This is a genomic window from Oceanisphaera submarina, assembly GCF_046521305.1.
Lineage (GTDB): Bacteria > Pseudomonadota > Gammaproteobacteria > Enterobacterales > Aeromonadaceae > Oceanimonas > Oceanimonas submarina.
In genome coordinates this window covers 1-26,912 of sequence record NZ_JBKGFN010000014.1, presented here as the reverse complement: position 1 = coordinate 26,912, position 26,912 = coordinate 1, and the positions used below count along the sequence as shown (strand labels likewise).

The following is a 26,912-nucleotide window of genomic DNA, read 5'->3' as shown; positions in this document are numbered from 1 at the left end:
TCTCTGTCGCCGAGGGCGAACAGCCAGAAGCCTGGCCTTACTTGCGGCGCCAGAGGGTGCCCTGAGGGCCGTCTTCCAGCACTATGCCCATGGCGGTGAGGCTGTCGCGCGCCGCATCGGCGGCGGCCCAGTCCTTGTTCTTGCGGGCATCCAGACGAGCCTGGATCAGACGTTCTATCTCGGCGACTTCGTCATCGGGGCCGGTGTTACCGCGCAGGAAGGTCTCGGGATCCTGACTCAAGAGACCCAGCACTCCGGCCAGCTCACGCAGTCGACCGGCCAGCCCGGCGGCAGTCGTGTCGTCCTTGCCCTTGAGGCGGTTGATCTCGCGGGCCAGATCGAACAGCACCGAGTAGGCTTCGGGAGTGTTGAAGTCGTCGTTCATCGCCGTCCTGAAACGTTCAACAAACTCCTCGCCACCGGCCGCTTCGGTTACCGGCAGGCCACGCAGAGCGGTATAGAAGCGCTCCAGCGCGCTGCGCGCCTTGTTCAGGTTGTCGTCCGAGTAGTTGAGCTGGCTGCGATAGTGGCCAGACAGCAGGAAATAACGGATGGTTTCGCCGTCGAAGTGTCCCAGCACGTCACGAATGGTAAAGAAGTTGCCCAGTGACTTGGACATCTTTTCCTGATCCACCATCACCATGCCCGAGTGCATCCAGGTGTTTACGTAGGGGCTGTGGTTGGCGCAGCAACTCTGGGCGATTTCGTTTTCGTGATGGGGGAACTGCAGATCGGAACCGCCGCCATGAATGTCGAAATGTTTGCCCAGGTGTTTGCCGTTCATGGCCGAGCATTCGATGTGCCAACCGGGACGACCGGGGCCCCAGGGGGATTCCCAGCTCGGTTCGCCAGGCTTGGACGGTTTCCACAGCACGAAGTCGAGCGGATTACGCTTGCTTTGCTCTACTTCGACCCGGGCCCCGGCCTGCAACTGCTCCAGATTCTGGCCCGACAGCTTGCCGTAGTCGGCAAAACTGTTCACGGCAAACAGCACGTCGCCGTTGTCGGCCAGATAGGCATGGTCGTCGTCGATCAGCTTCTGCACCATATTGATGATGTCGGGAATGTGCTGGGTGGCCTGGGGCTCGAGGTCGGGTCGGGCGATATGCAGCGCGTCGAAATCCCGGTACATGTCGGCGGTCAGCCGCTCGGTCAGGGCATCGCAGCTTTCGTCGTTTTCGGCCGCCCGCTTGATGATTTTGTCGTCAATATCGGTGATGTTGCGCACAAAGGTCAGATCAAAGCCCAGATAACGCAGATAGCGGGTGACCACGTCGAAGGCGACGAAGGTGCGACCATGACCGATGTGACAGAGATCGTAAATGGTGACACCACAGACGTACATGCCGACCTTGCCGGGTACCAGAGGGATGAATTCTTCTTTTTGTCGGGTCAGGGAGTTGTAGATTTTCAGCATGATTCCACGTCTTGGTGAGGTGTGAGGTAGAGAGAACAGCACTATTGAACCTTTAATGGCCATTCGGTGCAAGCCTTGCGACGGCAGGGGTTCGCTAAAGCGGCCGCTTGCGCTAAAATCGAGCTCTGAACCTACTATTTGGATAACTATTATGGTCACACTGCACACTAGCCACGGCGACATCACCCTGAATCTGTTCGCCGACAAGGCCCCGGACACCGTTGCCAACTTCCTGCAATACTGCCGCGACGGCCACTACGACAACACCCTGTTCCACCGCGTCATCGACGGTTTCATGGTTCAGGGCGGCGGTTTCGGCCCCGGCTTTGAAGAAAAGGAAACCCGTGCCCCGGTCAAGAACGAAGCCGACAACGGCCTGTCCAACAAGGTGGGCACCGTCGCCATGGCCCGTACCATGGAACCGCATTCCGCCACCGCCCAGTTCTTTATCAACGTCAACGACAACGACTTCCTGAACTTCAAGTCCGCCACCAGCCAGGGTTATGGCTACTGCGTGTTCGGCGAAGTGGTTGAAGGCATGGACGTGGTCAACAAGATCAAGGGCGTGGCCACCGGCACCCGTGGTTACGTGCACCAGGACGTACCGATGGACGACGTGCTGATCACCGGCGTGACCGTCAGCGAGTAATCCTGTTTTTGCCAGTTTTGTACCAATGCCCGCCATGGCGGGCATTGTCGTCTTTGTATCCAGGAATCCCGTTCAATGTCCCGAACCCTTTTTATTGCCGACTTGCACCTGAGTGCCGGTCGTCCGGACATTACCGCCGCCTTTCTGCGTTTCATGCGGGAAGAAGCGCACCGGGCCGAGGCACTGTATGTACTGGGGGACTTGTTTGAGTTCTCCATCGGTGACGACGAACCGAGTGAACTGAACCGGCAGGTGGCCGCGGCCTTCAGGGCCTGCGCCGAGCAGGGCACTCCCGTCTATTTCATTCACGGCAATCGGGACTTCATGGTCGGCCGCCGGTTTGCCCGCGAAGCGGGCATGACGCTGCTGCCGGAACATCAGGTCATCGATCTCTACGGCGAGCCGACGCTTATCATGCATGGCGATACTCTATGCATCGACGATGCCGGTTATCAGCGTTATCGCCGCATCACCCGCTGGCGCTGGCTGCAATGGCTGTTTCTGCGACTGCCGCTGGGTCGGCGGATGCGGATTGCCGACGGCATTCGCGGCAAAAGCGCTCAGTCAAAGGAAGTGAAGGTCATGCAGGTGATGGATGTGAATCAGGCCGAGGTAGAGCGCCAAATGCAGCGTTACAAGGTGCATTCGCTCATTCACGGTCATACCCACAGACCCGCCATTCATCAGCTTTATATCGAGGACGAGCCCGGCCAGCGCATCGTGCTCGGCGACTGGTACACTCAGGGCAGTGTGCTGGTGGTGACGCCCAAAGAGGTGGAATTACAGAGCAGACCCCTGCCGGCAGGCTGAGGAGCCAAGATGCGGATACTGGTGGTAGAAGACAATCCGGATATTCTGGTGAATATCGTCGATTACCTCAGCCTGAAACACTGTGTGGTGGATGCCATGTACAACGGCGCGGCGGCCCTGAATCAGATCCGGCAACGGGAATATGATCTGCTGGTGCTGGATCTGTCGTTGCCGGGAATGGATGGCCTGGCGTTGTGCCGCCAGTTGCGCACCGAGCAGAATCCGCTGCCGGTGGTGATGCTGACCGCGCGGGATACCCTGGACGACAAACTCGGCGGCTTCGAAGTGGGAGCCGATGATTATCTGGTGAAACCCTTCGCCCTGCCCGAGCTGTGGTCGCGTATCCAGGCGGTGCTCAAGCGCAGCCAGAAACAACAGGTGCGGCGGCTGAAGGTGGCGGATCTGAGCCTGGATCTCGACAGTCGTCAGGCCAGTCGTGGCGGACAATTGCTTAGCCTCAACCCCAAGTGCCTGAAGCTGCTCGAGATACTGATGCGTCACTCACCCCATGTGGTGAGCCGAGAGACTCTGACTGACCAGTTGTGGGGCGACGATCCGCCCGAGAGCGACGGCCTCAAATCCCACATTTATCTGTTGCGAAGCCAGCTGGATAAACCTTTCGAGCGCGCCTTGCTGCAAACCGTGCACGGCCAGGGGTACCGGCTGGTGGGCGGGGAGGATTGAGATGAAAATGACCATCAAGTCCCGGTTGCAACTGGTATTGAACCTGGTGATAGTGACCACCAGTTCGCTGGCGGCAGTGGGCATGGTGCTGCTGATCTTCTGGTTTGAAGACACCCTCTTTTACAATCATCTGCAAAGCGATCTGAGTGACCAGATCCGCAATCATGAGACGGTTACCACGCCGCTGCTGTTGCCGATGACCGATACGACTTACTACAAGTTGCCCCGGACCGATCAGCGGCTGTTGCCGGAGGTCTTTCGCGGCTATCCCCAGGGCGGACACGAGGTGCTGCTGCCAGATAGGGCCTATAACCTGTTCGTGCGTCATGACGGCGGCTGGATACATGTGCTGGTACAGGATCAGAGCGAGTTCGAGCGTTACGAGTTGATGGTGTTTGCGGGAGTGACTCTCGGTGTTCTGCTGGTATGGGGGCTGGGTTTCATCTTGTCCCGGCGCTTGAGCCGACAGATATTACAGCCGGTGTCGCGACTCGCGACCGAGGTGGCTACCTTGCCGCAGCAGCCCGGCCACCGACTCGAGATGAACTACCCGGATGATGAAACCGGCCAGCTGGCGCGCAGCTTCGACCGTTATGTGCTGCGGGTGAATGAGTTGCTGCTCAGGGAGCAGCAGTTTTCTGCCAACGCCAGCCATGAGCTGCGCACCCCCATGATGGTCATTCGGGGGGCGGTCGACATGTTGAAGGAAAGCGAGCCGCAAGCGACCCTGTTGCGCCAGTTGCAGCGCATCGACGGCGCCCTGCAGCAAATGCAGCAGCAGACGGAGTTGTTCCTGCAACTGTCCCGCACCCCCGACGCGCTGTCCGGTAGTGGTGTTACCATGCCCCTGGCGGACATCACCGCCCGGCAACTGGCGGACTGGCAACCGCTGGCCGATGCCAGAGGACTGATGTTGACCCTTGAGGTGAACGGCGAGGTGGGGGAGCGCCCGGCGACCATGATGATAGCCGTGCTGAATAACCTGTTGCGCAATGCCATGCAGCATACCGCCGAGGGAGAAATTCGTCTCCGGCTGGATGCGCATTATCTGCAGGTGTCCGATACCGGCAGCGGTATTGCCGACGCTTTGCAGGATCAGGCGTGCACCCGTGGGGTCAGCGAGGCCAACCCCACGGGCTTCGGACTGGGGTTGGCGATCGTCGAGCGTATCTGTGAGCACCAGGGCTGGCGGTTGGCGTTATCGCCCAATGAGGCCGCCGGCACCCGGGTGACGGTCTATTTTGACGAAGCCTGATTCAGCGCCAGTCGACCCTGGTGGCGACAGGCGTTGAATATATCCAGCTCCGGTCGGTAGAGGTCGGTCGACACGTCCATCAAACCCAGGATGGAATCAAACAGGTTGTCGTGCGAATAGGCCTTGGCATGGGCTGCCTGCCCCAGACATTGCTCATCCAGCTGCTTGTCGGCCGCGAAGGTGTCGGAGAACCAGGTCAACATGGGGACATGGGTCTGCTCCGTGGGGGCCAGCGAATAGGGCATGCCATGCAGATAAAGCCCCGACTCACCCAGTGACTCTCCATGATCCGACACATACAACATGCCGGTACTTATGTCCTGGTGTTGTTTTAATAATTTGATAACCTCACTCATGATGTAATCGGAATAATACAGGGTATTGTCATAGGTATTGTTCAGCTGGCGGGCGTCACAATTCTGGATATCGCTGCGCTGGCAATCCGGCTGAAAGTGGGAAAACCCGGCGGGATAACGTTTGTAATAGGTAGGGCCGTGTCTGCCGACCATGTGCAGCACTATGATGTTGTTTTGCTCGCTTAGCCGATCGAGCCGGGCGCTCAGCCCGTCCAGCAGCACCTGATCCTGGCAATAGTCTCCGTCACACACCGGATTGGCGGCATCGGGTTTGAATTCGATGGTCTTGATGTGACCACAGACGCCTTTACAGCCGCCGTCGTTCTCCAGCCACAGGGTATCGATGCCGGCTCTTTGTACTATGTCCATCAGATTGTCCTGGTTGTCTGCCAAGGTGTCGGAAAAATCCCTGTGTGACAGGCGCGAGAACATGCAGGGCACCGACACCGCCGTGGCGGTGCCACAGGATGACACCTGTCGGAAATAGGTGACCCCAAGCGGCTGGGTAAAGGCATTGGTGTCACGCTCATAACCCCCGTACTGAAAATTGGCGGCCCGGGCGGTTTCGCCCACCATCAGCACCAGCAGCTTTTTGCGACCATCCTGCGTCGCTCCTATCAGTCTGGCGTCTTCACCCAGCGTCCGGTAGGGGATGTCTTCCTTGAAGTATGTTTCGTTCACATAGCCATAGAGGCTGTGGGCGAAGTGAGTCGGAATGATCATCTTGTTGAGGTAGGCATTGTTGCGCCCGACCGAGGCGTAGTCCTTGTAGTAGAACGCCGCTATGACCAGGACCACCAACACCGATACCATGATGGAGGCCAGCTTCATCAACAGCTCTCCGATGACGCTGCTGCGCCTGATGTTCAGTTTCAGCACCAGGGCCGCGGGCAAGACGCCGGTCAGTACAAACCAGAGCGCGGCGCTGAGGTTAAGGTAGGACTTGGCCTCGCCGCTGTTGGTTTCCAGAATATTGACGATCATGTCCCGGTCCACGATGGTGCCGTAGTTATACATGGCGTAACTCAGCAGGGATGACACCAGGATGAAGGTGACTATCACCGGTTTCTCGCAACGAAAGACGGTGAACAGGCTGAAGATGGCGTTGAAGCAGGCGACGAAGAACAAGGGGATGGTGAGCACGAACCCCAGCCGGACCTGATCCAGGCTGCCGATAATGGTGCCCAGTCTGGCCAGCAGGGCCAGATTCAACACCAGAAAAAAGTAGCAGGAGACGAAAAAGACAAAGCGGACCGGCGTCAGCGACAGCCCGCTTTTTGCGGCCTTTCGCCTTGTTGTCGGCGTGTTTGAATGCTCGGTTAATGAGGCCATGGGCAGGCTCCCTGTCAGAGGTGAAGTAATGGCTATCACTCCATGCTATGCCCCGGCAGGTGAAAAAAAGGTCAAATCTCACCGCCGTTTTTCGACCTTTTTTTCACCGGCCTCGCATCATGATGGGCCCTTGCTGGCTGGCGCAGGACGCTTCGGCATATAATCGACGCCCTTAACAACACAAACCAACGGAACTTCAGCCTATGAAACCGGGAAAAACAGGCCTGGCGCGTATCATCGCCGCCGGCGGCTATTCACTGCAGGGGCTGAAGAGCGCCTATCGTCATGAAGCGGCTTTTCGTCAGGAATGCTGGCTGGTGGCGGTGCTGCTGCCGGTGGCGCTGATCTGGAGCCCGGGATTGGTGGAAACCCTGCTGCTGATCGGCAGCCTGATGCTGATACCAATAGTGGAGTTGCTCAACTCGGCGCTGGAGGCGGTGGTGGATCGTATCGGCCCCGAACATCACGAGCTGTCGGGCCGGGCCAAGGACATGGGCTCGGCGGCGGTGCTGCTGACCATGCTACTGATGGGGCTGGTATGGGGTCTGGTGTTACTTGATGCCCTGTGTGTGGGTTAACTATTTTCACTTTAGTGCAACACAACATTAACGTTGTTAATGATGGGATTTAAAGTATTCATTTCTATTATGACAAAGCCGAACTTAGTATCAGGTCATGCGCTAAGTCCGGTTGTTCCAGCGGCGCAATCAACCCTGTTACTGTCATAGAGGAAGGAAGCCTTATCATGCAAATGCCACAGACCCTGAATATTCCCAACGGCGACAAAGTCCGGGGCATGTTTTCCAACGAAGAAATGGTTTCACGCCAGTCCAGGCTGCGCAGCTACATGGCCGCCAACGACGTCGATGCCGTGCTGTTTACCTCTTATCACAACATCAACTACTTCAGTGACTTCGTCTATTGCCGCTTCGGTCGGGACTACGGCCTGGCCGTGACCCAGCACATTCACACCACCATTACCGCCAACATCGACGGCGGCCAGCCTTATCGCCGCAACGCCCTGGGTGACAACCTGGTGTACACCGACTGGCAGAAAGACAACTTCTTCCATGCGGTCAAGTCGCTGATTGGCGGCGCCCGGCGTGTGGGCGTGGAGTTCGACCACATCAACCTGCAAAACCTGGACAAGCTGAAAGCCGCGCTGCCGGAAGCCGAATTCGTCGATATCGGCGTGCCCACCATGAAGATGCGCATGTTCAAGTCGGCGGAAGAAATCGCGCTTATCAAGCAGGGTGCCCGGGTGGCCGATGTGGGTGGCGCCGCCATCCGTGACGCCATCGGCGTGGGCGTGCCGGAATACGAAGTGGCCCTGGCCGGTACTCAGGCCATGGTGCGCGAAATTGCCCGCACCTTCCCCCATGGCGAGCTGATGGACACCTGGGTCTGGTTCCAGTCCGGTATCAACACCGACGGCGCCCACAACCCGGTGACCAGCCGCAAGATTGAAGCCGGCGATATACTCAGCCTGAACACCTTCCCGATGATCGGTGGCTACTACACGGCGCTGGAACGGACCCTGTTCAGCGAGCACGTCTCCGACCGTCACCTGGAGCTGTGGGAGCTGAACTGCAAGGTACACCGCCGCGGTCTGGAGCTGATCAAGGCCGGTACTCGCTGCTGCGACATCGCGCATGAGCTGAACGAAATCTTCGCCGAGCAGGATGCACTGCAGTACCGCACCTTCGGTTACGGTCACTCCTTCGGTACCCTGAGTCACTACTACGGCCGCGAAGCGGGTCTGGAGCTGCGTGAAGATATCGAAACGGTACTGGAGCCGGGCATGGTGGTGTCGATGGAGCCGATGATCATGCTGCCGGAAGGCATGCCGGGTGCCGGTGGTTATCGTGAACACGATATCCTGGTGATCAGCGACAGCGGCGTGGAGAACATCACCCGCTTCCCGTTCGGTCCAGAGCACAACATCATCAAGGGCTAATTGATAGGGGCTCGCCGGTTCAGGCGGGCCCCTGTTGTAACAGATGCCCGCTTATGGGCTCCTGCCCATCGTTATAAACCCCTCCATTGGTAATAAAGAGAGACTCGTTATTACCAGACTACTTCTGGTGAGGCCGGCATTTGCCGGTGGAATCAGGGAATGTGCAACCGGCGTAGCGATACGCCGCTCAAGAAGAGGTAGAAGTCATGTTGTCTCAATCCTGGACCATGGAATGGTTCGTTTATCTGAATGTCACGATTATTGTCTGGTCCGTACTGGCTTACGGCTACCGGGAGTTCATCCACCAAGACGGTCGTAGCAGCTGAACATGCAGGAAGTTTATCGGACAAATATAAATTAAAGGGAATTTGTGATGGAAGATTATCAATTTTTGAACTGGTCTCTGCTGTTGGGGTCTTTTGGCATTTTGATCCTGATCGGCTATTTGTCGAGTAGGGCAATTAAAGACAGCGACGCCGCCGGCTTTCTGGTCGCGGGTCGCAGCCTGGGACCCTTCGTCGGTGCCGGTACCATAGTGGCCACCGGCTTCAGCGGCTGGGGTTTCATGGGCTCCCCCGGGGTGGCTTACGAGTTTGGTTCGATAGAAGTGCTGGGTAACTTCTTCTTTGCCCCGGCCATGGTGATTGCCGTGCTGTATTTTGCCAATTTCCTGCGCAAGCGGGCTGAAGAGCTGGGCAGCTGCACCATCCCCGAGTATGTGTCTCAGGTTCACGGTGGCGGTTCGCGGATCGAACGCTGGGTCAAGGGTGTTGCCGCCGTCATTACCATAGTGCTGCTGCTGGTGTTCCTGACCAGTCAGATCAAGGCCGTGGGTCTGCTGGGAGCTTCCTGGCTGGGCATCGGTCTGACGGAAAGTGCCATCTTGATGATAGGGGTTATCATCCTCTACACCATGCTGGGTGGTCTGGCCGCCGTGGCCTGGACCGATACCCTGATGGTGGTGGGCATGTGCATCGGCGCCGTGGTGATGATGGTGCAGATTTTTACCGACGTCAGCCTGACCGAGTTTGTGGAACGGCTGAACGCGGTCAATCCTGAACTGCTCAATCCGTCTACTGCGGCGCCTTACGGCGAGAGCAGGAGCTCGGTGTTCCTGGTGTTGCCCTATGCCTTCCTGTTTACCGCGGTATTGCCTTATATGGCGGTGCGCTTCCTGGCGTTCAAACCGTCGGTGAAGATGCATCATGTGGCTATCTGGGTTGCGCCTCTGGGTTGTTTGCTGAGCCTGGTGCCGATTATCGGCCTCTATGTGCGTATCGCTCATCCCGAACTGACCGACTCGGATCAGGCCATGCCGGCTTATCTGGCCAGCTTCCTGCACCCGGCACTGGCGGGGATCATCACCCTGTTCATCCTGTTCGCGATGAAGTCCACCGCCAACTCGCTGCTGCATACGGTGTCGAGTGCCGCGTCTCACGATCTGCGTACCGCACTGTTCCCCAACAGTAACGCCAGCAACAATCGTATCTTGTGGATCAACCGCAGCTGGGTGGCGATTCTTGGTGTGGTCGGTTTCCTGATGATGTTGTTCGCGCCGCCCTTCATGTTGTCCTGGTTGGGCATTCTGGGCTCCGGCACCCTGCTGGCGGTGATGATAGGCCCGGTGTTTATTTCTTCCTTCTGGCAGGGCAACGCCTGTGGCGCCCTGGCCGCCATGTTGACCGGCCTGGTCACCAGCGGCAGCTTCCTGCTGTTCACCGATGTGGGCTGGGTAGAAGGGCCGCTTTACGGTTGTTTGGCTTCCAGCGTCATCTACGTGGCGGTGAGCAAGCTGACCCAGGAGAAGGCGTCCGCCGCCATGGCACGGAGCTACTGATACCACTAGCTTGCTTGTCGAATGAAAACAGCCCCATGAAAAAAAGCCCGGATATTCCGGGCTTTTTTTCATGGGGCTCATCCCAAGCACATTGACTTATCCGACTTTTTGATCAAAAACGGCGCTGTATCAATGGCGCCGTTTTTCTTGCTGTTTTACTTCAGACCGTCGAGGTATCGTTCGGCATCCAGTGCTGCCATGCAGCCGGTGCCGGCGGAGGTAATGGCCTGGCGATAAACGTGATCCATGACGTCACCGGCGGCGAACACACCTTCGATGCTGGTCTGGGTGGCATTGCCATGCAGGCCGGACTGCACCTTGAGATAGCCGTTTTCCATTTCCAACTGGCCTTCGAAGATCTGGGTATTGGGCTGATGGCCGATGGCGATGAAGACACCGGCCAGCTCCAACTGCTCGGTGGCATCGGTCTGGGTATTTCTCAGACGAACACCGGTCACGCCCATTTCGTCGCCCAGTACTTCGTCCAGGGTACGGTTGGTATGCAGTACTATGTTACCGTTCTCTACCTTGTCCATCAGCCGGTCGATCAGGATCTTCTCGGAACGGAACTGTTCGCGTCTGTGTACCAGATGTACCTCGGCGGCGATGTTGGACAGATACAGCGCTTCTTCCACTGCGGTATTGCCACCGCCGACCACGGCGACTTTCTGGTTGCGATAGAAAAAACCGTCGCAGGTGGCGCAGGCCGAGACGCCGCGGCCCTGATAGGCTTCTTCCGAGGGCAGACCCAGGTATTTGGCGGAGGCGCCGGTGGCGATCACCAGGGCATCACAGCTGTATTCTCCGTCGTCGCCTTTAAGACGGAATGGACGTTGCTGCAGATCCACGCTGTTGATATGGTCGAACAGGATCTCGGTTTCAAAACGTTCGGCGTGCTCCTTCATACGATCCATTAACGCCGGGCCTGTCAGTCCTTCGGCGTCACCCGGCCAGTTTTCCACTTCTGTGGTGGTGGTCAGCTGACCACCTTGCTGAATACCGGTCACCAGTACCGGATTAAGGTTGGCGCGGGCCGCATAGACGGCGGCGGTATACCCTGCAGGGCCAGAACCCAGAATAAGCAGTTTGGCGTGTTTGGCTTGGCTCATTTGTCTCTCCAACCTTGGCAAATAGGCAGATAAAAAGTGCCCTCGATTGTAGGGGATAGGCCAGAGGGAATAAAGCGTAACAAAACGATTGTTTTCATCATATTTGTATCCAATTAACTGGTGATCATGGCAACAAAATAAAGGTGAATTGTTATAACGAATAGTTATGCAATATAACCACTTTATTTGATGTCCAGAGATGGTTTGTTATTGAACCGGATAAATAACCGATAGCAGCCATATTTGTTGTGCTTTATAGGGAATAGGTCGGTAAATTGGCAGGATAAAAGAGAGGTCAGCTGATTTCTAGTGATAAACTGCTTGATCAGCATCCTGGTAGTTAAAATAGCCATAACAAGGCATAAAAATTTAAGAATCATAGCTTTTTTATACTATTGTCAAACGTATGTGCTACCTGTTTACCATATGCCGTGTTAAGATACTAAAAGCTGTCTGTGTATAATAAATCGATTTTTATGGTTTTTTATTTATCTGTTGTAGTTCTGCAGACGTAAATCAACCTTACACCGGTAACCCGGCTGTTGGTTGAAAATTCCGTTTCAGACCGACAGACGTATTGCACAGAAGACAAAAATATGGTTTCGTGCCATACAGGTTTAATGTTCATAGTGGAATGTATCGAAAATGAGTCAAAGGATGGATGAAGTGTTGGATTTGAACAGCAGGCCGGCCAAAGAGCTCGACCGTATCGATCGCAACATACTCAATGAACTGCAGCAAGACGGCCGTATTTCCAATGTAGAGCTGTCCAAGCGTGTAGGGTTAAGCCCCACGCCTTGCCTCGAGCGGGTGCGTCGTCTGGAACGTCAGGGTTATATCGAAGGTTATACCGCCATTCTCAACCCACAGTTTCTGGATGCCTCGCTGCTGGTTTTTGTCGAAATTACCCTTAACCGCGGCACACCGGATGTGTTTGACGAATTCAACGACGCGGTGCAGAAGCTGGAAGAAATTCAGGAATGCCATCTGGTGTCCGGCGATTTCGACTATTTGCTCAAGACCCGGGTGGCGGACATGTCCGCCTATCGCAAGCTGCTGGGTGAAACCCTGCTGCGTCTGCCGGGGGTGAACGATACCCGCACCTATGTGGTGATGGAAGAAGTGAAACAGAGCAACCGTCTGGTGATAAATACCCGATAAGCTGTGCTATTGTGCCCGGCTCTGGTATTTTTATGCCGGGCGGGGACCGAGATGAACCTGACTCTGCGAGCGGCCCCGGCCGCTCGTTTGTCGTTTGATGGCTGACGACTTTCCCTGTCGCAGCATTTTTATTGCGTGACACAACCTATTAAGAGCGAGGAGCGGGCGTTTGGCGGAGAAAAAGCTGTTTACTCCCATGTCTGGTTTACAGCGTCTGTTTGAGGCCGGATTGATCACCATTATTTTGCTGGCGATCTTCATGATGTTATCGCTGGTCTCTTACCATGCTTCAGATCCGGGCTGGTCGCAAACCGCATGGGGCGGAGACATTCGCAATGCCGCCGGGCCTGCGGGGGCCTGGCTGGCAGATATTCTGCTGTTTGCCTTCGGCTTCTCGGCGTATCTGATGCCATTTTTCATGGTGTTGATCGGCTGGGTCACCCTGTGGCGGCCGAGGGCATTGAGTGATATCTGCTACCTGACCCTGAGCCTGCGTATTATCGGATTTCTGATGTTGTTGCTCAGCCTGCTGGCATTGGCCAGCATGAACGTGGGCAACATCTATTACTTTTCTTCCGGTGGTCTCATCGGCGATATGCTGGCGTCGGCCCTGAACTCGATGTTTGGTTCCCTGGGAACCACCCTGGTGCTGCTGTGTGGTTTCGCCACCGGCGTTACCTTCTTCAGCGGCTGGTCATGGTTGTTGATCGTGGAGCGTCTGGGCGCGGCGGTATTGAATGCGCCTCATTGGTTCAGCCAGATACCGCAACGACTGGTCGACTGGCAGAGCGACATAGGGCGTCGCCGTCAGAGCATCAGCGCGGCGCCGACACCGCCGGAGCTCGAAGCCGAGGCTGAGCCGGCGTCGTCCGAAGCGGGGTTTGTAGGCTGGCGTCGGTTCAAGGAGCGGCTTGGTGGTCAGTTGGAGCCAGAGACGAATTCGGGGCCGGAATGGGAAGCCGAGCAGGATGATCCGCTGTTGGCTCCGGTTGCTGCCAAGGCAGAAAAGCGGGCTCCGATACAGAAGAAAACCCTGCCGGTACGCAAAGAACCGGTGATGGGGGAGGCCTCCGCACCGGATCCGGCCATGAGCACCATCGCCGAGGCCAACGGCTGGGAGATGGATGACGATGAAGAAGAACTGGACCTGCCCTGGCTGAACGAGGGTGAGGCTCCGTCCGCCCTCGTACCGACGCCACGAGCGCCGGCCCCGGCTCCGGTGGCCTCGAAGCGCAGAGACCTGTCTCCCTTGCCCTCGGTTGAACTGCTGGACCAGCCCAAGCCCCGGCAGCATATGGTCAGCGAGGCGGAGCTCGATCGCATCGCGCGGCTGGTGGAAGCCAAGCTGGCGGATTATAACGTGCAGGCCAACGTGGTCGGCGTTTATCCGGGCCCCGTGATCACCCGCTTCGAGCTGGATCTGGCTCCCGGGGTCAAGGTCAGTAAAATTACCAACTTGGCCCGGGATCTGGCTCGCTCCCTGTCCGCCATCAGTGTGCGGGTGGTGGAAGTCATTCCCGGCAAGCCCTATGTGGGGTTGGAATTACCCAACACCCGGCGCGAAACCGTCTATCTGCGCGAGGTGATGGACAGCGAAGCCTTTGCCCGCAACGAGCATCCTCTGACCCTGGTGCTGGGGCAGGATATTGCCGGCGAGCCGGTGATCGTCAACCTGGCCAAGATGCCCCACGTACTGGTGGCTGGTACCACCGGTTCCGGCAAGTCGGTGGGGGTCAACGTCATGATCCTGTCGATGCTGTACAAGGCGACGCCGGAAGAGGTGCGCTTCATCATGATCGACCCCAAGATGCTGGAATTGTCGGTCTACGAAGGGATACCGCACCTGTTGACCGAAGTCGTCACCGACATGAAAGAGGCCGCCAACGCCCTGCGCTGGTGCGTAGGCGAGATGGAACGACGTTACAAGCTGATGTCGGCCATGGGGGTGCGTAACCTCAAGGGCTTCAATACCAAGGTGCAGGATGCGATAGATGCCGGCGAGCCGCTGCGGGATCCCTTGTGGGAGCCGACCCAGTCGATGGATACCTATCCGCCGGCGCTGGAAAAGCTGCCCCATATCGTGGTGGTGATCGACGAATTTGCCGACATGATGATGATCGTCGGCAAGAAGGTGGAAGAGCTGATCGCCCGTATCGCCCAGAAGGCGCGGGCGGCCGGCATTCATTTGATCCTGGCCACCCAGCGACCCTCGGTGGATGTGATTACCGGCCTTATCAAGGCCAATATTCCGACCCGGATGTCGTTTCAGGTCTCCAGCAAAATCGACTCGCGCACCATTCTCGACCAGCAGGGAGCAGAATCGCTGCTCGGCATGGGCGACATGCTCTATCTGCCTGCCGGAGACAGTAATCCGACCCGGGTGCACGGCGCCTTCGTGGATGACCATGAAGTACACCAGGTGGTGGCGGCCTGGAAGGAGCGGGGTGAGCCAAATTATATCGAGGATATTCTGAGTGGCGATGTGGGCGCCGAGGGCCTGCTGCCCGGCGAAGCGCCGGAAGGCGGCGACGAAGAGCTGGATCCGCTGTTCGACGAAGCGGTGGCTTTTGTCGTGGAGAGCCGTCGCGGCTCTACCTCCAGTGTGCAGCGCAAGTTAAAAATAGGCTACAACAGGGCCGCCCGTATGATAGAACAGATGGAATACCAGGGCATCGTCAGTTCCGCAGGCGGCAACGGTCAACGTGAAGTGCTGGCACCTCCGCCAGCCAGGGAGTAACCATGAATAAACTGGCAACCTTAGGAGTCCTGCTGTGGTCGGTGAGTGCGGTGGCACTGGCCGATGCGCGTGCAGAACTGCAGCAGAAGCTGGCATCCTTCGATCGATTTTCTGCCAGCTTCAGCCAGCAGGTCTTCGATGAGCAGGGGGCGCCGATGCAAAGTGCCGAAGGCACCATGCAACTGGCCCGGCCGGACCGTTTTCGCTGGCATACGGTGTCACCGGACGAGAGTCTGATTGTGTCCAACGGCAATGATGTCTGGATGTACGACCCCTTTGTTGAGCAGGTAAGCATAGCGCCGCTGGAGCAGGCGATACAGAACACGCCGTTTCTGCTGATTGCCGGCGGTGACGGGCGGCGCTGGCAACAGTACCATGTGGCCCGCAAGGGCGCCGATTATGTGGTGACCAGCAAGGATCCGGGGGAGCTGATCAGTCAGTTCAGTCTGCGCTTCGACCGCAACAACCGTATTCAGCGATTCACGGTGATCGAGTCCGGCGGCCAGCGCAGCGAATTTACCTTGAAGCAGGTGAATACCAAACCCGCCACCGGTGCCGACACCTTTACCTTCACCCCCCCGGCTGGGGTGATGGTCGATGATCAGCGCTGAATAACCAGTTGTTTTAAGCTATCGGCTGACAGCCTGCTTCTTGGTGACAACTATTGTCGATTGCTGGTTACAGGTGACCGCATGAAATCGGACAAAGGACACTACTCAACCGACACGCCGTAACCCCTTCCTTGGGGGCTCAGCCGCGCCATTCTTGGCGCGGCCGGGAAATGCTCCTGCCGTCCAGGCATTCCCGCCATCCATGGCGGTCAGATGGTCGGTTGAGCAGACACCCTTTGCCTTCCCGTCGGCAGCGGAGTGCTCTGTCAGAGGTGCTTACCGACGACTCGGAGCCTGAAAAGAGGCGGCTGGGATAGTCTCAGCCGACCAGCACATGACAGGACGTCATGTGCTGAGCGTCGCAGGGATGCGGTTTAGCCTGTCGGAAGAGGCAACCCAGTTGCCTCTGAGCATATTTACGGACTGACAGACTGTGACTAAGAGACCGGCTGACAGCCTGCGCTTTGTTTTATGGGGATGAAATGACATGAGCACCCTGAGTCTGGACTTCGAACAGGACGACTTTCGGCCGCTGGCGGCGCGGATGCGACCCCAGCGGCTGGAGCAATACCTGGGCCAGGCGCATATCCTGGGGCCGGGCAAACCGTTGCGCCGGGCGCTGGAAGCCGGGCACTGTCATTCCATGATACTGTGGGGGCCGCCCGGCACCGGTAAAACCACGCTGGCCGAGCTGATTGCCCACTACTGTGATGCCCAGGTAGAGCGGGTGTCGGCGGTGACCTCCGGGGTCAAGGAGATCCGCGCCGCCATCGAGCGGGCGCGGGAGCACAAGCTGGCCGGCCGGCGCACCATTCTGTTTGTGGACGAGGTACACCGCTTCAACAAATCCCAGCAGGATGCTTTTCTGCCCCATATCGAAGATGGCACCGTCACCTTTATCGGCGCCACCACCGAAAACCCCTCCTTCGAACTGAACAATGCACTCTTGTCCCGGGCCCGGGTCTATCTGCTCAAGCGGCTGGAGCCGGCAGAGATCGAGCAGATGATAGCCCAGGCGCTGACCGACGAACGAGGGCTGGCCGGGCAGGGCATTGCACTGCTCGATGGCGTGCAGCGGGCGCTGGCCGAGCTGGTAGACGGAGATGGTCGCAAGGCGCTGAATTATCTGGAGCTGCTGTCGGACATGGCCGAACAGCATGAAGGAGTTCGCCGCATCGACAAAACGTTACTGGCGGAGGTGACTGGCGAACGGCTGGCCCGCTTCGATAACCAGGGCGATCTCTATTACGATCTGATCTCGGCGATACACAAGTCGATTCGCGGTTCGGACCCGGACGCCGGTCTGTACTGGTATGCGCGTATGATCAGTGCCGGCTGTGATCCTCTCTATATCGCCCGTCGTCTGCTGGCCATCGCTTCGGAAGACGTGGGTCTGGCCGACCCCAAGGCGATGGAGGTGGCGCTGGCTGCCTGGGACTGCTTTACCCGGGTCGGCCCGGCGGAAGGGGAACGCGCCATTGCCCAGGCTATTGTCTATCTGGCCTGTGCGCCCAAGAGCAATGCACTCTACACTGCCTGGAAAGCGGCGCTGAAGGATGCCCGAGAATTACCCGATTACGAAGTGCCGGTGCACTTGCGTAATGCGCCCACCAGGCTGATGAAAGATCTGGGCCATGGTGCCGAATATCGCTATGCTCACAACGAGCCGGGTGCCTATGCCGCCGGCGAGGTGTATCTGCCGGAGGCGCTGGCACAACGGTGCTATTATCAGCCCAGCGAACGGGGTTTCGAGCAGAAGGTCAGGGCCAAGCTCGATTACCTGAAAAGCCTCGACGAGCAGGCCGGCGGCTAGTTGGCTCCCGGCCCGCTAAGCTGATAAACTTGACGTCGATTTAGTGACTTCCGACCCTGCGTGTGACACGCAGTACAAGCATCAAATAAGGTAACTCATGCTGGACTCCAAATACCTGCGCGGCGATATCGCCGACACGGCGGCGCGGCTGGCAAGCCGTGGTTTTACACTCGATACTGCCTTGTTCAACAGCCTCGAAGAAAAGCGGAAGTCTCTGCAATCCCGTACACAGGAACTGCAGGCCGAACGTAATGCCCGTTCCAAGGCCATTGGTCAGGCGGCTCGCAGCGGTGAAGATATAGCCCCGCTGAAGGCGGCGGTGACGGCCATTAACGACGAACTGGACGGTTGCAAGGTCGAGCTGGATCAGTTGCTGAACGAGATTGAAGCCTTCTGTGCCGCGATTCCCAATCTGCCCCACGAGTCGGTGCCGGTCGGTAAAAACGAAGACGACAATTTTCAGGTTCGCGTCTGGGGTGAGCCCACCGCCTTCGATTTTGAACCTCAGGATCACGTGGCACTGGGCGAAGGCCTGGCTGGTCTGGACTTCAAGGGCGCGGTCAAGATTTCCGGCTCCCGTTTCGTGATCATGCAGGGCCAGATTGCCCGTATGCACCGGGCCCTGGCGCAATACATGCTGGATTTGCACACCAATGAGCATGGCTATACCGAGTGCTATGTGCCTTATCTGGTGAACAGCGACAGTTTGTTCGGTACCGGTCAGCTGCCCAAGTTTTCTGCTGATCTGTTCCATACCGCGATCGAAGGCGAAGGGGATGAAGAGGGCAAGACGCGTCGCTTCTCGCTGATCCCTACCTCCGAGGTACCGCTGACCAATATCGGTCGGGACGAGATCTTCGATGCCAAAGAGCTGCCGCTGAAATTCACGGCTCATACTCCTTGCTTCCGCTCCGAAGCGGGCTCTTATGGCCGGGATACCCGCGGCCTGGTGCGTATGCATCAGTTCGACAAGGTGGAAATGGTGCAGCTGGTTCACCCGGATCAGTCCTGGGATACCCTGGAAGAGATGGTTGGCCACGCCGAGAAAGTACTGCAGGGCCTGAATCTGCCCTACCGGGTGATGGCACTGTGCACCGGCGACATGGGCTTTGGCGCTGCCAAGACCTACGATCTGGAAGTCTGGCTGCCGGCCCAGAATACTTACCGGGAAATATCCTCTGTGTCCAACTGCGGCGATTTCCAGGCCCGACGGATGCAGGCCCGGGTACGCGGTGCCGACGGCAAACCCCAGCTGTTGCACACCCTCAATGGCTCCGGCCTGGCGGTAGGGCGAACCCTGGTGGCGGTGCTGGAAAACTATCAGCAGGCAGACGGCCGTATTGCGGTACCCGAGATCCTGCAGCCTTATATGGGTGGCCTGAAGTTTATCGGCTGAACGTGGTAATAAGACAAACAAGCCGGGGTCATGCCCCGGCTTGTTTCTAGGGGTTATCAAGCAGAAATTAGTTTTATCTTGAATGAAATTTATCCGCTTTTTCTTCGCCTTTTGCCGCCCTCCTTTGGTAGAATGTGCGGCATTCAAGAGGTTCCCGGCAAGACATGATGGTTTGGATAGACTACGTAATTCTCGGCATTATCGGCCTTTCTGCACTCATCAGCCTGGTCAGGGGATTTGTGAAAGAAGCGATGTCACTCGCTACCTGGCTGGCCGCTTTCTTCGTCGCCAGTCGTTTCTACTCCGATCTGGCCATTCATCTCGATATCTCCGATCCCTTATTCCGTAACGGCGCAGCCATTGCCATCCTGTTTGTATTAACCCTGATCCTGGGCGCTCTGATTAATTACGTTATCGGTGAGCTGGTGACCAAAACCGGCCTTTCTGGTACCGACAGGGTACTGGGCGTCTGTTTCGGGGCTGTGCGGGGCGTGCTTATCGTGGCCGCCTTGCTGTTATTCATCGATACCATGACGGCCTTTTCACAGAGTCTGTGGTGGCGCGAATCCCGGTTGATTCCGGAATTCGGCATCGTGATCCAGTGGTTTTTCAGTCTGGTACAAAATTCATCCAGCTTTTTACCCCCCAAGCCATAATGAATTGAGGAAATTAGGACATGTGTGGGATTGTCGGTATTCAAGGCACGACCCCGGTAAATCAGGCGCTGTATGACAGCCTGACGGTACTTCAGCACAGAGGCCAGGATGCAGCCGGCATCGTAACCATATCGGGAGATACCTTCCGCCAGCGCAAGGCCAATGGTCTGGTGCGGGATGTGTTTGAAGAGCGTCATATGGAGCGATTGATCGGAAATGTAGGCATAGGCCATGTGCGTTATCCTACCGCCGGCAGCAGCAGCGTCGCTCAGGCGCAGCCCTTCTATGTGAACTCTCCGTTCGGTATTGCCCTGGCGCACAACGGTAACCTGACCAATGCCCGAGAGCTGAAAGAAGAACAGTTCCGGGTGGCTCGCCGCCATATCAATACCAGCTCCGATTCCGAAGTGCTGTTGAACGTGCTGGCTCACGAGCTGGATCAACAGACGCAAACCCTGCACCTCGAGCCGGGCCATGTGTTTGCTGCCGTGAGCAAGGTGCATGAAAAAATACGCGGCGCCTACGCTACCGTGGCGGTGATTATCGGCCATGGCATGCTGGCATTCCGGGATCCCAACGGTATTCGTCCGTTGGTGCTGGGCAAGCGTGAAGCCGAGGGCGGCAGTACCGAATACATGGTGGCATCTGAAAGCGTAGCGCTGGATGCGGTAGGCTTTAGCCTGATCCGTGATGTGGCCCCGGGTGAAGCTGTCTATATCACCAGACAGGGTGAGCTGTTCAGCCAGCAATGTGCCGCCGAGCCGCAGCACCACTCCTGTATCTTTGAATATGTGTATTTCGCCCGTCCGGATTCCTTTATCGACAAGGTCTCGGTCTACGGTGCCCGGGTGCGCATGGGTCAGAAGCTGGGCGCTAAAATCGCCCGGGAGTGGGAAGATCTCGATATTGACGTGGTGATCCCGATTCCCGAAACGTCCTGTGACATAGCGCTGGAAATTGCCCACAACCTGCAGTTGCCTTATCGGCAGGGTTTTGTGAAGAACCGCTATATCGGCCGTACCTTCATCATGCCCGGCCAGAATCAGCGTCGGCAGTCGGTGCGCCGCAAGCTCAATGCCATTCCGTCGGAATTTGCCGGTAAGAATGTACTGCTGGTAGATGACTCCATCGTACGCGGTACTACCTCTGAGCAGATTATTCAGATGGCGCGGGATGCGGGCGCGAAGAAGGTGTATTTCGCTTCTGCCGCCCCCGAAATTCGTTTCCCCAATGTCTATGGCATCGACATGCCCTCCGTGAACGAGCTGATTGCTTACGGCCGGGAAGTGGAAGAAATCTGCCAGCTGATTGGTGCCGACGGCTTGATTTACCAGGAACTGGAAGATCTGGAAGATGCGGTACGTCACTTCAATCCGGAGCTGCGCCGCTTCGAGACCTCGGTGTTTACCGGCGAGTACGTTACTCAGGATGTGAACCAGGAATACCTGGATGAACTGAATGCGTTACGTAACGACAACAGCAAGCAGCTGGACTGTATCGACAACAGTCACCTGGAAATTTACAACGAAGGTCAGTCGTAATAAAGACCGGGTAAAAACAGTAAAAAAAGGGGTCTTCGGACCCCTTTTTCAATGGCGCGCCGACATGATTCAGTGGGTGTAAATAGGCCCGAAGCCGAGACTCCAGACGATAACGGAGCCCACCATGATACAAACCAGCAGCACCAGGCCACAGGTCACCACCGAGCTGGCATAGATAAAGCCGCGCTCTTCGGGAATATGCATGATAATGGGCACGCCGGAATACAGCAGATAGACCGAATAGCTCAGCCCCGCCAGCCCTATCATCATCAGAAAGATGGGCTCGGGATAAAACAGACTCAGTCCGGTCATGAACAGAGGAGTGGCGGTATAGGCGGCCAGCTCCATGCTCTGGGTAAAGCTCGGATTGGCACCGAAGGTCTTGGCCATCCAGAACGTCAGGTAGGCGAGGGCAAAAACGCCGCCGATCAGGGTGAAGTACATACCGATCGACATCATAAGGGCACTTTCGGTGGTCAGCATTATGGTACTGCTGGTGCTGGCCCCGAAGTTCCAGCCAATCATGGTTGCGGATACATAGGCCGATACCGCCGGTATCAGTGCGATAAACATCAGGTGTACCAGGCTATAGCTCAGTCTCTCGTGGTGGTGGTCTATGGTATGCCATTCTTCTTTGGGGTGCGCATAAAGACCCCATATATGGTTTAAAATCATAGCGTGATCCCCTCAAATATCTCCAGCGCCAGACGGCTCCTGCCAGGTGGCCGAACAAGAGTAAAAACAGGTTATGCCTGTATTTTCCTCTAACTAGTTATTGGCCAGAGTCTCACTGTCGTCAAGTTTGTCTACGTATTAACCACAGGTTTCGGCATGACCCAAGGTTTGAATGGGTGTATTCATGCCGTTTGATGAATTAACGGTGATATCGTGTTGGTGAGGGTGTCTGTTCAGGTCTGTTCTGCCGTAATTGAGCGGTTGCGTCCCTGTTGTTTGGCCCGATAAAGCGCTTTGTCCGCCTGCTTCAGCACTTCGTTGATAACAACCGACGAGCCGGGCCAGTGGGCGATGCCGAGCGAGATGGTAATACTGCCTGCCGTTGAAATTTCAGACTCGGCGACCTGCAGGCGTAACCGCTCGGCTACGTCAAAGGCGGTGGCAAGACCGGTATCGGGCAGAAAAATCATGAATTCTTCGCCGCCACTGCGGCATAGCGCATCTTCCTTACGGGCATGACTTTGCATCAGCCCGGCGAGTGCCTGTATCACCTTGTCGCCGATATCATGGCCATGGGTATCGTTTACCCGCTTGAAGTGGTCGATATCCAGGGTGATGATGGCAAATGGTCGCCGTTCCTCCAGGTAGCTGTCTAGCACCTGCTGCATGCCCCGACGGTTGAACAGGCCGGTCATGGCATCGGTATGGCTGTCGTTATGCAGCTTGCTGATCCTGTCGTTCAATAACCCCATGCCCTTGAGAATGGCTCGCTTAAGCTGAGCGGCTTCGAAGTACCAGGAATGGATGCCGGAAATATCCTGCTGTACCTCTTTCTTGTCCATCAGCCTGGCACCTTTTGCCAGTTGCCACAGCGGCCGGGAAATAAAAATGGCCGACAGCCAGATGCCTGCCAGAGTAAACAGTACCACTGGTATGCTCTTTATAAATACGGCGGTAATGTGACCGTCCAGCCCTTCGAGTGTCGACGATTTGGGTCGTTGTGCAATAACCCCCCAGCTGGATTTTGTGATGGGAGCAAAGCCCGCCAGCATATCAATACCCTGGGAGTTAATCATGGAAAGCGCATATTCCGTGCCGGCAAGTACTTCATTAATGGCCGTATTATTCGATATTTTCTGCCCTATACGCTGTTTGTCAGGATGATAGATCAGTGTTTTATTACGGTCGGCCACATAAATATAGGAGCCATCATGGTAGTAATGTGTACCCAGGATACGATTCAGTATGTTTTCTTCTTGCAGATAAATGGTGCCAGCGATATAGCCGAGATAGCGGCCATCTTTTGCGATGATCGGGTGCGAAATACTGATAAGGTAGTTTCCTGCAGGGGAAACGAAGGGGTCGGTAATCAGTGCTTTCTGGGCTTCAAGTGACTGTCGAGCTCTGGGGGAGGTCAGTGTTAACCCTTTTACTTCCAGGGTATGCGGAGAAGTAGCTACTATCACTGCATCTTTATTGACGATCACTACCGAATTGAAGGAATTGGTTTGTCTATGCAGGCGCTGGGCCTCACTCATCAGGGCTGTATCATCAGCCATCTTCGAGCCGAGCTGACCCGCGCTGTAGGCAAGTTGATCCTGTGCCGACTTGAGAAAAACATCTGTCATTTCTGCCAGTTTGGCCGCATACACCCGGTTGGCTTCCAGCGTATTGCCGATCAGCAGGTCACGCTGAACCTTGTAGGTAGCATAAAAGCTGTTGCCCAGGGTGATCAGCACGCTGAACACAGCCAGAACCAGAATCAGACTACGGAGATTGAGTTTTGGAAGAGAAGTTGGGGACATTAGAGCCAAATAGCCTGTAAGTATGCAGCACACGGTGATGTTTTTATTTTAAGGTATTCTAATGGAACCTGTTGCGTAATGCCATCTTGTGTGAACCCATATCGATCTTGAATACCCGAGAGTCTACAGACTGTGTTGTAGATGCGTTTGATGGTGGATAACCACCGCCAATGGAAAAAGACCGGGATGGAATAGGGTAACAGGTATGACTACGACTGTGAGTCATTCCCCCCCCCCTTGAGGTGTGGGGGGGTAGTGTCTTCTGAAGCTAAATATTAGAAATATATAATATGTGGTAATGGTTGATTTACCAAACAAAAAGGCCCCTTGCGGGGCCTTTCCAATCGATTGGTGGAGCTGGCGGGATTCGCTTCCAGCTCGTGACCAACACTATAAATCAAGGACTTACAAGAGCAAGCCGGTTTGGTTCTGTACGGTGTTCCGCACGCTTAAAGTGTTGCTGGATGTAGCAAGCAATATGAAGTATCGCTCAAAGCATAGGACACATCAAAGAGCTAGCGGTACTTGTTGACCTGGCTCTGGGAAGGCTGCTTCAAAGTGAACCATAAAGGTATTCCAGTCTGGTGAAATTTTCATCAGTGTAACGAGCAGGAGTAAGTGGTCACGTAGATCATTCTGCCCAATTTCTTCGGATAAAAATTGATGATGTTTCCACTGACGGTGTTTGCTGCCCTCTTTTTTGGGATTGCGTATTTGCAGCTCACCTAGAATGCCTTGAGGGAGCTTCTCATATACGAGCTGATTAGTTAGTTTTCCCACATACCCGGGCTTGCTAGTTCCAGACGGTGGCCAGGGCCATTTATGGAGTCGGTATATCTGTTTGTAAAATTCGTCAGGAAAGCGCTTTGCCCAAGCAAGTTTCTCTTCCGCTAAGTAAATGCTTAACAGCTTATGAAGCTCGTCTTTATCCCGTTCTGCTTGGTACCCCGTAGCTTCGTCAACAAGCGCAACAATACCGACTTGGGCTAGTCCTCGCATGAGGATATCCGCAGCTTCAGCGCGGTGTAATTGTTGTTTCTGGAGGGCTCCAGCATCTCGTGCTCTTAGCCAGACTTCACACATCTTAGGCAGTGCACTAGCGTTGTATCCGCTGTGCTTTCTTCTACCATCTTTGTATTGGACAGGTAGGAGCTCTCTCTCTTCAAATACACCGCCCATGAATGGAGCGAGAGCTTTAGATGATAAAGCCAAGGGTAGGTTACTACCTGACTCTTTTCGCAGTTGGCGCTGCTTTCCCCCGGTGGCGGTACTGAATATACGGTTGAGTGAACTTTCGGATATTATGCGTGATCCGTCGGTGAGAACAGCGCAGGGTAGCTCAATATCACCTATTTTGATCTCACCTATGTGAGTTGCCTTGGGAAGCGTCTTTTCTTGCTTCCAACGCTCTTGAGCCGCATTAGACGCGATTTCAGTTCTTGTTTCTGGGTCTAAGACTTCAGCGCGTCTTTTCCCCCCTTTGGAATGATTTTCTGACATCTTATTTGCTCCGTTAGTCATAGCGTATTGAATTAGAACGGTTGCGAATCACCTAATGCAAGCATTCATGTCTCATTAGAATCTAATGCTTGCGCATAGAGTTTGCAAGCATAAATTCATTGTCTCCATTTAATGCTTGCATGATGGGTTTGGTATTGAGTGATCTGCATTGAGCGTCCATCTTGTAAGGTTATGTTTATATTGATTTTTATTGTTACTTGGTTTTCATGTGGATTGTGTGAGGGTGAAGAGAATTTGTCGGAGTTTAAACTACGGTAAACGTAGGTTTTCCCCCCCCCCCCATACCGGTACCTAGGTATTGGTGTCTCCTACAGGTACACGCCAGCGCGACTAGCTGGAATGGTCTCAAACGATATTACTTGACCACTCAAACGCGACAGGTAATCATGAGACAACCCTAACGCGACCCTCAAGGAAATCTCTATGTTCGTCCGTGCCTACCTTCGCGCCTCCACTGAAGACCAGAACGCAGAGCGAGCCAGAGCGGAACTAACCGCCTTCGCCAAGGAACACGGCCACGCTGTGGCGTCCTACTACGTCGAGAACGTGTCCGGTGCCACGCTGGACAGGCCCGAGTTGCAGCGGCTACTGGCAGACGCCCAGCCCGGCGACGTGCTTCTCTTGGAGCAGGTGGATCGCCTGACGCGACTCAAGGATGAAGACTGGCAGCAGCTCAAGCGCCAGATTGAGGATAAGGGCCTGTCAGTGGTAGCCAAGGACTTGCCCACGTCATACCAAGCGTTCGACGTGAAGGACGGCCATGACTTCATGCGCTCCATGCTGAAGGCAATTAACACCATGATGCTTGATATGCTGGCGGCCATAGCTCGTAAGGACTACGAGGACCGACGCAAGCGGCAGTCACAGGGCATCCAGCAGGCCAAGGATGAAGGGAAGTATCAGGGACGCAAGGCCGACGCCAAGCGCCACCAGAAGGTCATTGAGTTACGAGGTGCAGGGCACAGCCTGAACGACGTCGCCAAGCTGACCGGCTACTCCAAGGCGACCGTATGCCGCATACTCGCACAGGGGAAGACAGGGTAAGGATGACCATGCCCGCGTGTCTCTTCCCCTGTTGTTGTCGCCATGCCGACACAGCGTCACTCAGCGCCTATCACAGCGCCCTCATGGTGGGATGACACAGGGCCTCGTGGGCTGGTTATTTGATAACCCACACCTTAGGATTGAAAAGACTAAGGGCCTACATAAGGTCTACATAAAGCTCTACATAAAGCTCTACATAGTGTTTATCTATATATCTATTACTATAAGTAACTATACATAGTGTCTACATAGTGTAGGGCACAGCGCCTATGGTCATGCTCAGCAGTGCACGGCGGTAGTGGTCATGACAATCAACCACTACAACGACGAAGGGCCAAGATGTAGTGGTTCAATGATCCCGGACACCATTTAAGGTGGTACAGTCACCACCGTAACAAGAGGTGTTCTATGACCAGAAAACGTCGTTCCTTCTCGTCCGAATTCAAACTGGACACTGCCAGCCTGGTGCTCGACCAGGGCTACTCCATTGCCGAAGCCAGCCGCTCGCTGGATATCGGTGAGACCATCCTGAGACGCTGGGTCAAG

The 26,912-nt window shown here is 55.9% G+C and carries 22 protein-coding genes; 16 read left to right on the top strand and 6 right to left on the bottom strand.

Annotated features, from left to right (window positions below):
- Positions 1–37: 37 nt before the first annotated feature.
- A complete protein-coding gene (gene cysS, locus ACLEIV_RS13520) occupies positions 38–1,417 on the bottom strand; it encodes a cysteine--tRNA ligase (RefSeq protein WP_410457164.1) in 1,380 nt (459 codons plus the stop codon).
- A gap of 151 nt (positions 1,418–1,568) precedes the next feature.
- On the opposite strand from cysS, the gene ACLEIV_RS13515 reads away from it, so the two are divergent.
- The 4 genes from ACLEIV_RS13515 to ACLEIV_RS13500 all read left to right on the top strand — a co-directional run bounded on the left by ACLEIV_RS13515 (position 1,569) and on the right by ACLEIV_RS13500 (position 4,815).
- Positions 1,569–2,066 (top strand): peptidylprolyl isomerase, encoded by a 498-nt coding sequence (locus ACLEIV_RS13515; protein ID WP_410457163.1) that lies wholly within the window; start codon positions 1,569–1,571, stop codon positions 2,064–2,066.
- A 75-nt stretch (positions 2,067–2,141) separates the two neighbouring features.
- The gene (lpxH, locus tag ACLEIV_RS13510; protein WP_410457162.1) at positions 2,142–2,876 is read left to right on the top strand and encodes a UDP-2,3-diacylglucosamine diphosphatase; all 735 of its coding nucleotides are present in this window, start codon (positions 2,142–2,144) and stop codon (positions 2,874–2,876) included.
- A 9-nt stretch (positions 2,877–2,885) separates the two neighbouring features.
- Positions 2,886–3,560 (top strand): response regulator transcription factor, encoded by a 675-nt coding sequence (locus ACLEIV_RS13505; RefSeq protein WP_410457161.1) that lies wholly within the window; start codon positions 2,886–2,888, stop codon positions 3,558–3,560.
- A gap of 1 nt (position 3,561) precedes the next feature.
- Positions 3,562–4,815: a sensor histidine kinase gene (locus ACLEIV_RS13500; RefSeq protein WP_410457160.1), complete on the top strand. Its 1,254-nt coding sequence runs from the start codon at positions 3,562–3,564 to the stop codon at positions 4,813–4,815.
- On the opposite strand, the gene ACLEIV_RS13495 is transcribed toward ACLEIV_RS13500, so the two are convergent.
- Positions 4,797–6,503 carry a phosphoethanolamine transferase gene (locus tag ACLEIV_RS13495; protein ID WP_410457159.1) on the bottom strand — a complete coding sequence of 569 codons (1,707 nt, stop codon included), beginning with the start codon at positions 6,501–6,503 and terminating at the stop codon, positions 4,797–4,799. The genes ACLEIV_RS13500 and ACLEIV_RS13495 overlap by 19 nt on opposite strands.
- A 203-nt stretch (positions 6,504–6,706) precedes the next feature.
- Here ACLEIV_RS13495 and ACLEIV_RS13490 point away from each other — a divergent pair, with 203 nt between their 5' ends.
- The 3 genes from ACLEIV_RS13490 (at position 6,707) to ACLEIV_RS13480 (ending at position 10,297) form a co-directional block, all read left to right on the top strand.
- Entirely contained in the window at positions 6,707–7,081 is a 375-nt protein-coding gene (locus ACLEIV_RS13490) for a diacylglycerol kinase (protein ID WP_410457158.1), read from the top strand.
- A 167-nt stretch (positions 7,082–7,248) separates the two neighbouring features.
- Positions 7,249–8,460 carry a M24 family metallopeptidase gene (locus ACLEIV_RS13485; protein WP_410457157.1) on the top strand — a complete coding sequence of 404 codons (1,212 nt, stop codon included), beginning with the start codon at positions 7,249–7,251 and terminating at the stop codon, positions 8,458–8,460.
- A gap of 373 nt (positions 8,461–8,833) precedes the next feature.
- Positions 8,834–10,297, top strand: a complete 1,464-nt coding sequence (locus ACLEIV_RS13480; RefSeq protein WP_410457156.1) for a sodium:solute symporter family protein — start codon at positions 8,834–8,836, stop codon at positions 10,295–10,297.
- A gap of 155 nt (positions 10,298–10,452) precedes the next feature.
- On the opposite strand, the gene trxB is transcribed toward ACLEIV_RS13480, so the two are convergent.
- Positions 10,453–11,406 (bottom strand): thioredoxin-disulfide reductase, encoded by a 954-nt coding sequence (gene trxB / locus ACLEIV_RS13475; protein WP_410457155.1) that lies wholly within the window; start codon positions 11,404–11,406, stop codon positions 10,453–10,455.
- 657 nt (positions 11,407–12,063) lie between these two features.
- Between trxB and lrp the strand changes: the two genes are divergently transcribed.
- From lrp to purF, 7 genes are all read left to right on the top strand, one after another.
- Entirely contained in the window at positions 12,064–12,567 is a 504-nt protein-coding gene (lrp, locus tag ACLEIV_RS13470; protein ID WP_239552505.1) for a leucine-responsive transcriptional regulator Lrp, read from the top strand.
- A gap of 169 nt (positions 12,568–12,736) precedes the next feature.
- The gene (locus ACLEIV_RS13465) at positions 12,737–15,304 is read left to right on the top strand and encodes a DNA translocase FtsK (RefSeq protein WP_410457154.1); all 2,568 of its coding nucleotides are present in this window, start codon (positions 12,737–12,739) and stop codon (positions 15,302–15,304) included.
- Between the two features lie 2 nt (positions 15,305–15,306).
- Complete coding sequence (gene lolA / locus ACLEIV_RS13460; protein ID WP_410457153.1) at positions 15,307–15,915, top strand: outer membrane lipoprotein periplasmic chaperone LolA; 609 nt, start codon at positions 15,307–15,309, stop codon at positions 15,913–15,915.
- A gap of 487 nt (positions 15,916–16,402) precedes the next feature.
- Positions 16,403–17,728, top strand: coding sequence for a replication-associated recombination protein A (locus ACLEIV_RS13455; protein ID WP_410457152.1), 1,326 nt, complete (start codon positions 16,403–16,405; stop codon positions 17,726–17,728).
- 97 nt (positions 17,729–17,825) lie between these two features.
- Positions 17,826–19,124, top strand: coding sequence for a serine--tRNA ligase (gene serS / locus ACLEIV_RS13450; RefSeq protein ID WP_410457151.1), 1,299 nt, complete (start codon positions 17,826–17,828; stop codon positions 19,122–19,124).
- A gap of 167 nt (positions 19,125–19,291) precedes the next feature.
- Positions 19,292–19,780 carry a CvpA family protein gene (locus ACLEIV_RS13445; RefSeq protein WP_410457252.1) on the top strand — a complete coding sequence of 163 codons (489 nt, stop codon included), beginning with the start codon at positions 19,292–19,294 and terminating at the stop codon, positions 19,778–19,780.
- Positions 19,781–19,800: 20 nt separating this feature from the next.
- Positions 19,801–21,321 carry an amidophosphoribosyltransferase gene (purF, locus tag ACLEIV_RS13440; RefSeq protein ID WP_410457150.1) on the top strand — a complete coding sequence of 507 codons (1,521 nt, stop codon included), beginning with the start codon at positions 19,801–19,803 and terminating at the stop codon, positions 21,319–21,321.
- Between the two features lie 69 nt (positions 21,322–21,390).
- Here the strand turns inward: purF and ACLEIV_RS13435 are convergent, their stop codons facing one another.
- The 3 genes from ACLEIV_RS13435 to ACLEIV_RS13425 form a co-directional block, all read right to left on the bottom strand.
- Positions 21,391–21,996 (bottom strand): Yip1 family protein, encoded by a 606-nt coding sequence (locus ACLEIV_RS13435; protein ID WP_410457149.1) that lies wholly within the window; start codon positions 21,994–21,996, stop codon positions 21,391–21,393.
- Positions 21,997–22,229: 233 nt separating this feature from the next.
- Positions 22,230–23,744, bottom strand: a complete 1,515-nt coding sequence (locus tag ACLEIV_RS13430; RefSeq protein WP_410457148.1) for a sensor domain-containing diguanylate cyclase — start codon at positions 23,742–23,744, stop codon at positions 22,230–22,232.
- Positions 23,745–24,308: 564 nt separating this feature from the next.
- Positions 24,309–25,301, bottom strand: a complete 993-nt coding sequence (locus tag ACLEIV_RS13425; RefSeq protein ID WP_410457147.1) for a P63C domain-containing protein — start codon at positions 25,299–25,301, stop codon at positions 24,309–24,311.
- A 444-nt stretch (positions 25,302–25,745) separates the two neighbouring features.
- On the opposite strand from ACLEIV_RS13425, the gene ACLEIV_RS13420 reads away from it, so the two are divergent.
- Together ACLEIV_RS13420 and ACLEIV_RS13415 are read left to right on the top strand one after the other, a co-directional pair.
- Complete coding sequence (locus tag ACLEIV_RS13420) at positions 25,746–26,366, top strand: recombinase family protein (RefSeq protein WP_410457146.1); 621 nt, start codon at positions 25,746–25,748, stop codon at positions 26,364–26,366.
- 408 nt (positions 26,367–26,774) lie between these two features.
- Positions 26,775–26,912: transposase (locus tag ACLEIV_RS13415; protein WP_410457251.1), on the top strand; the 138-nt coding region annotated here is incomplete at its 3' end.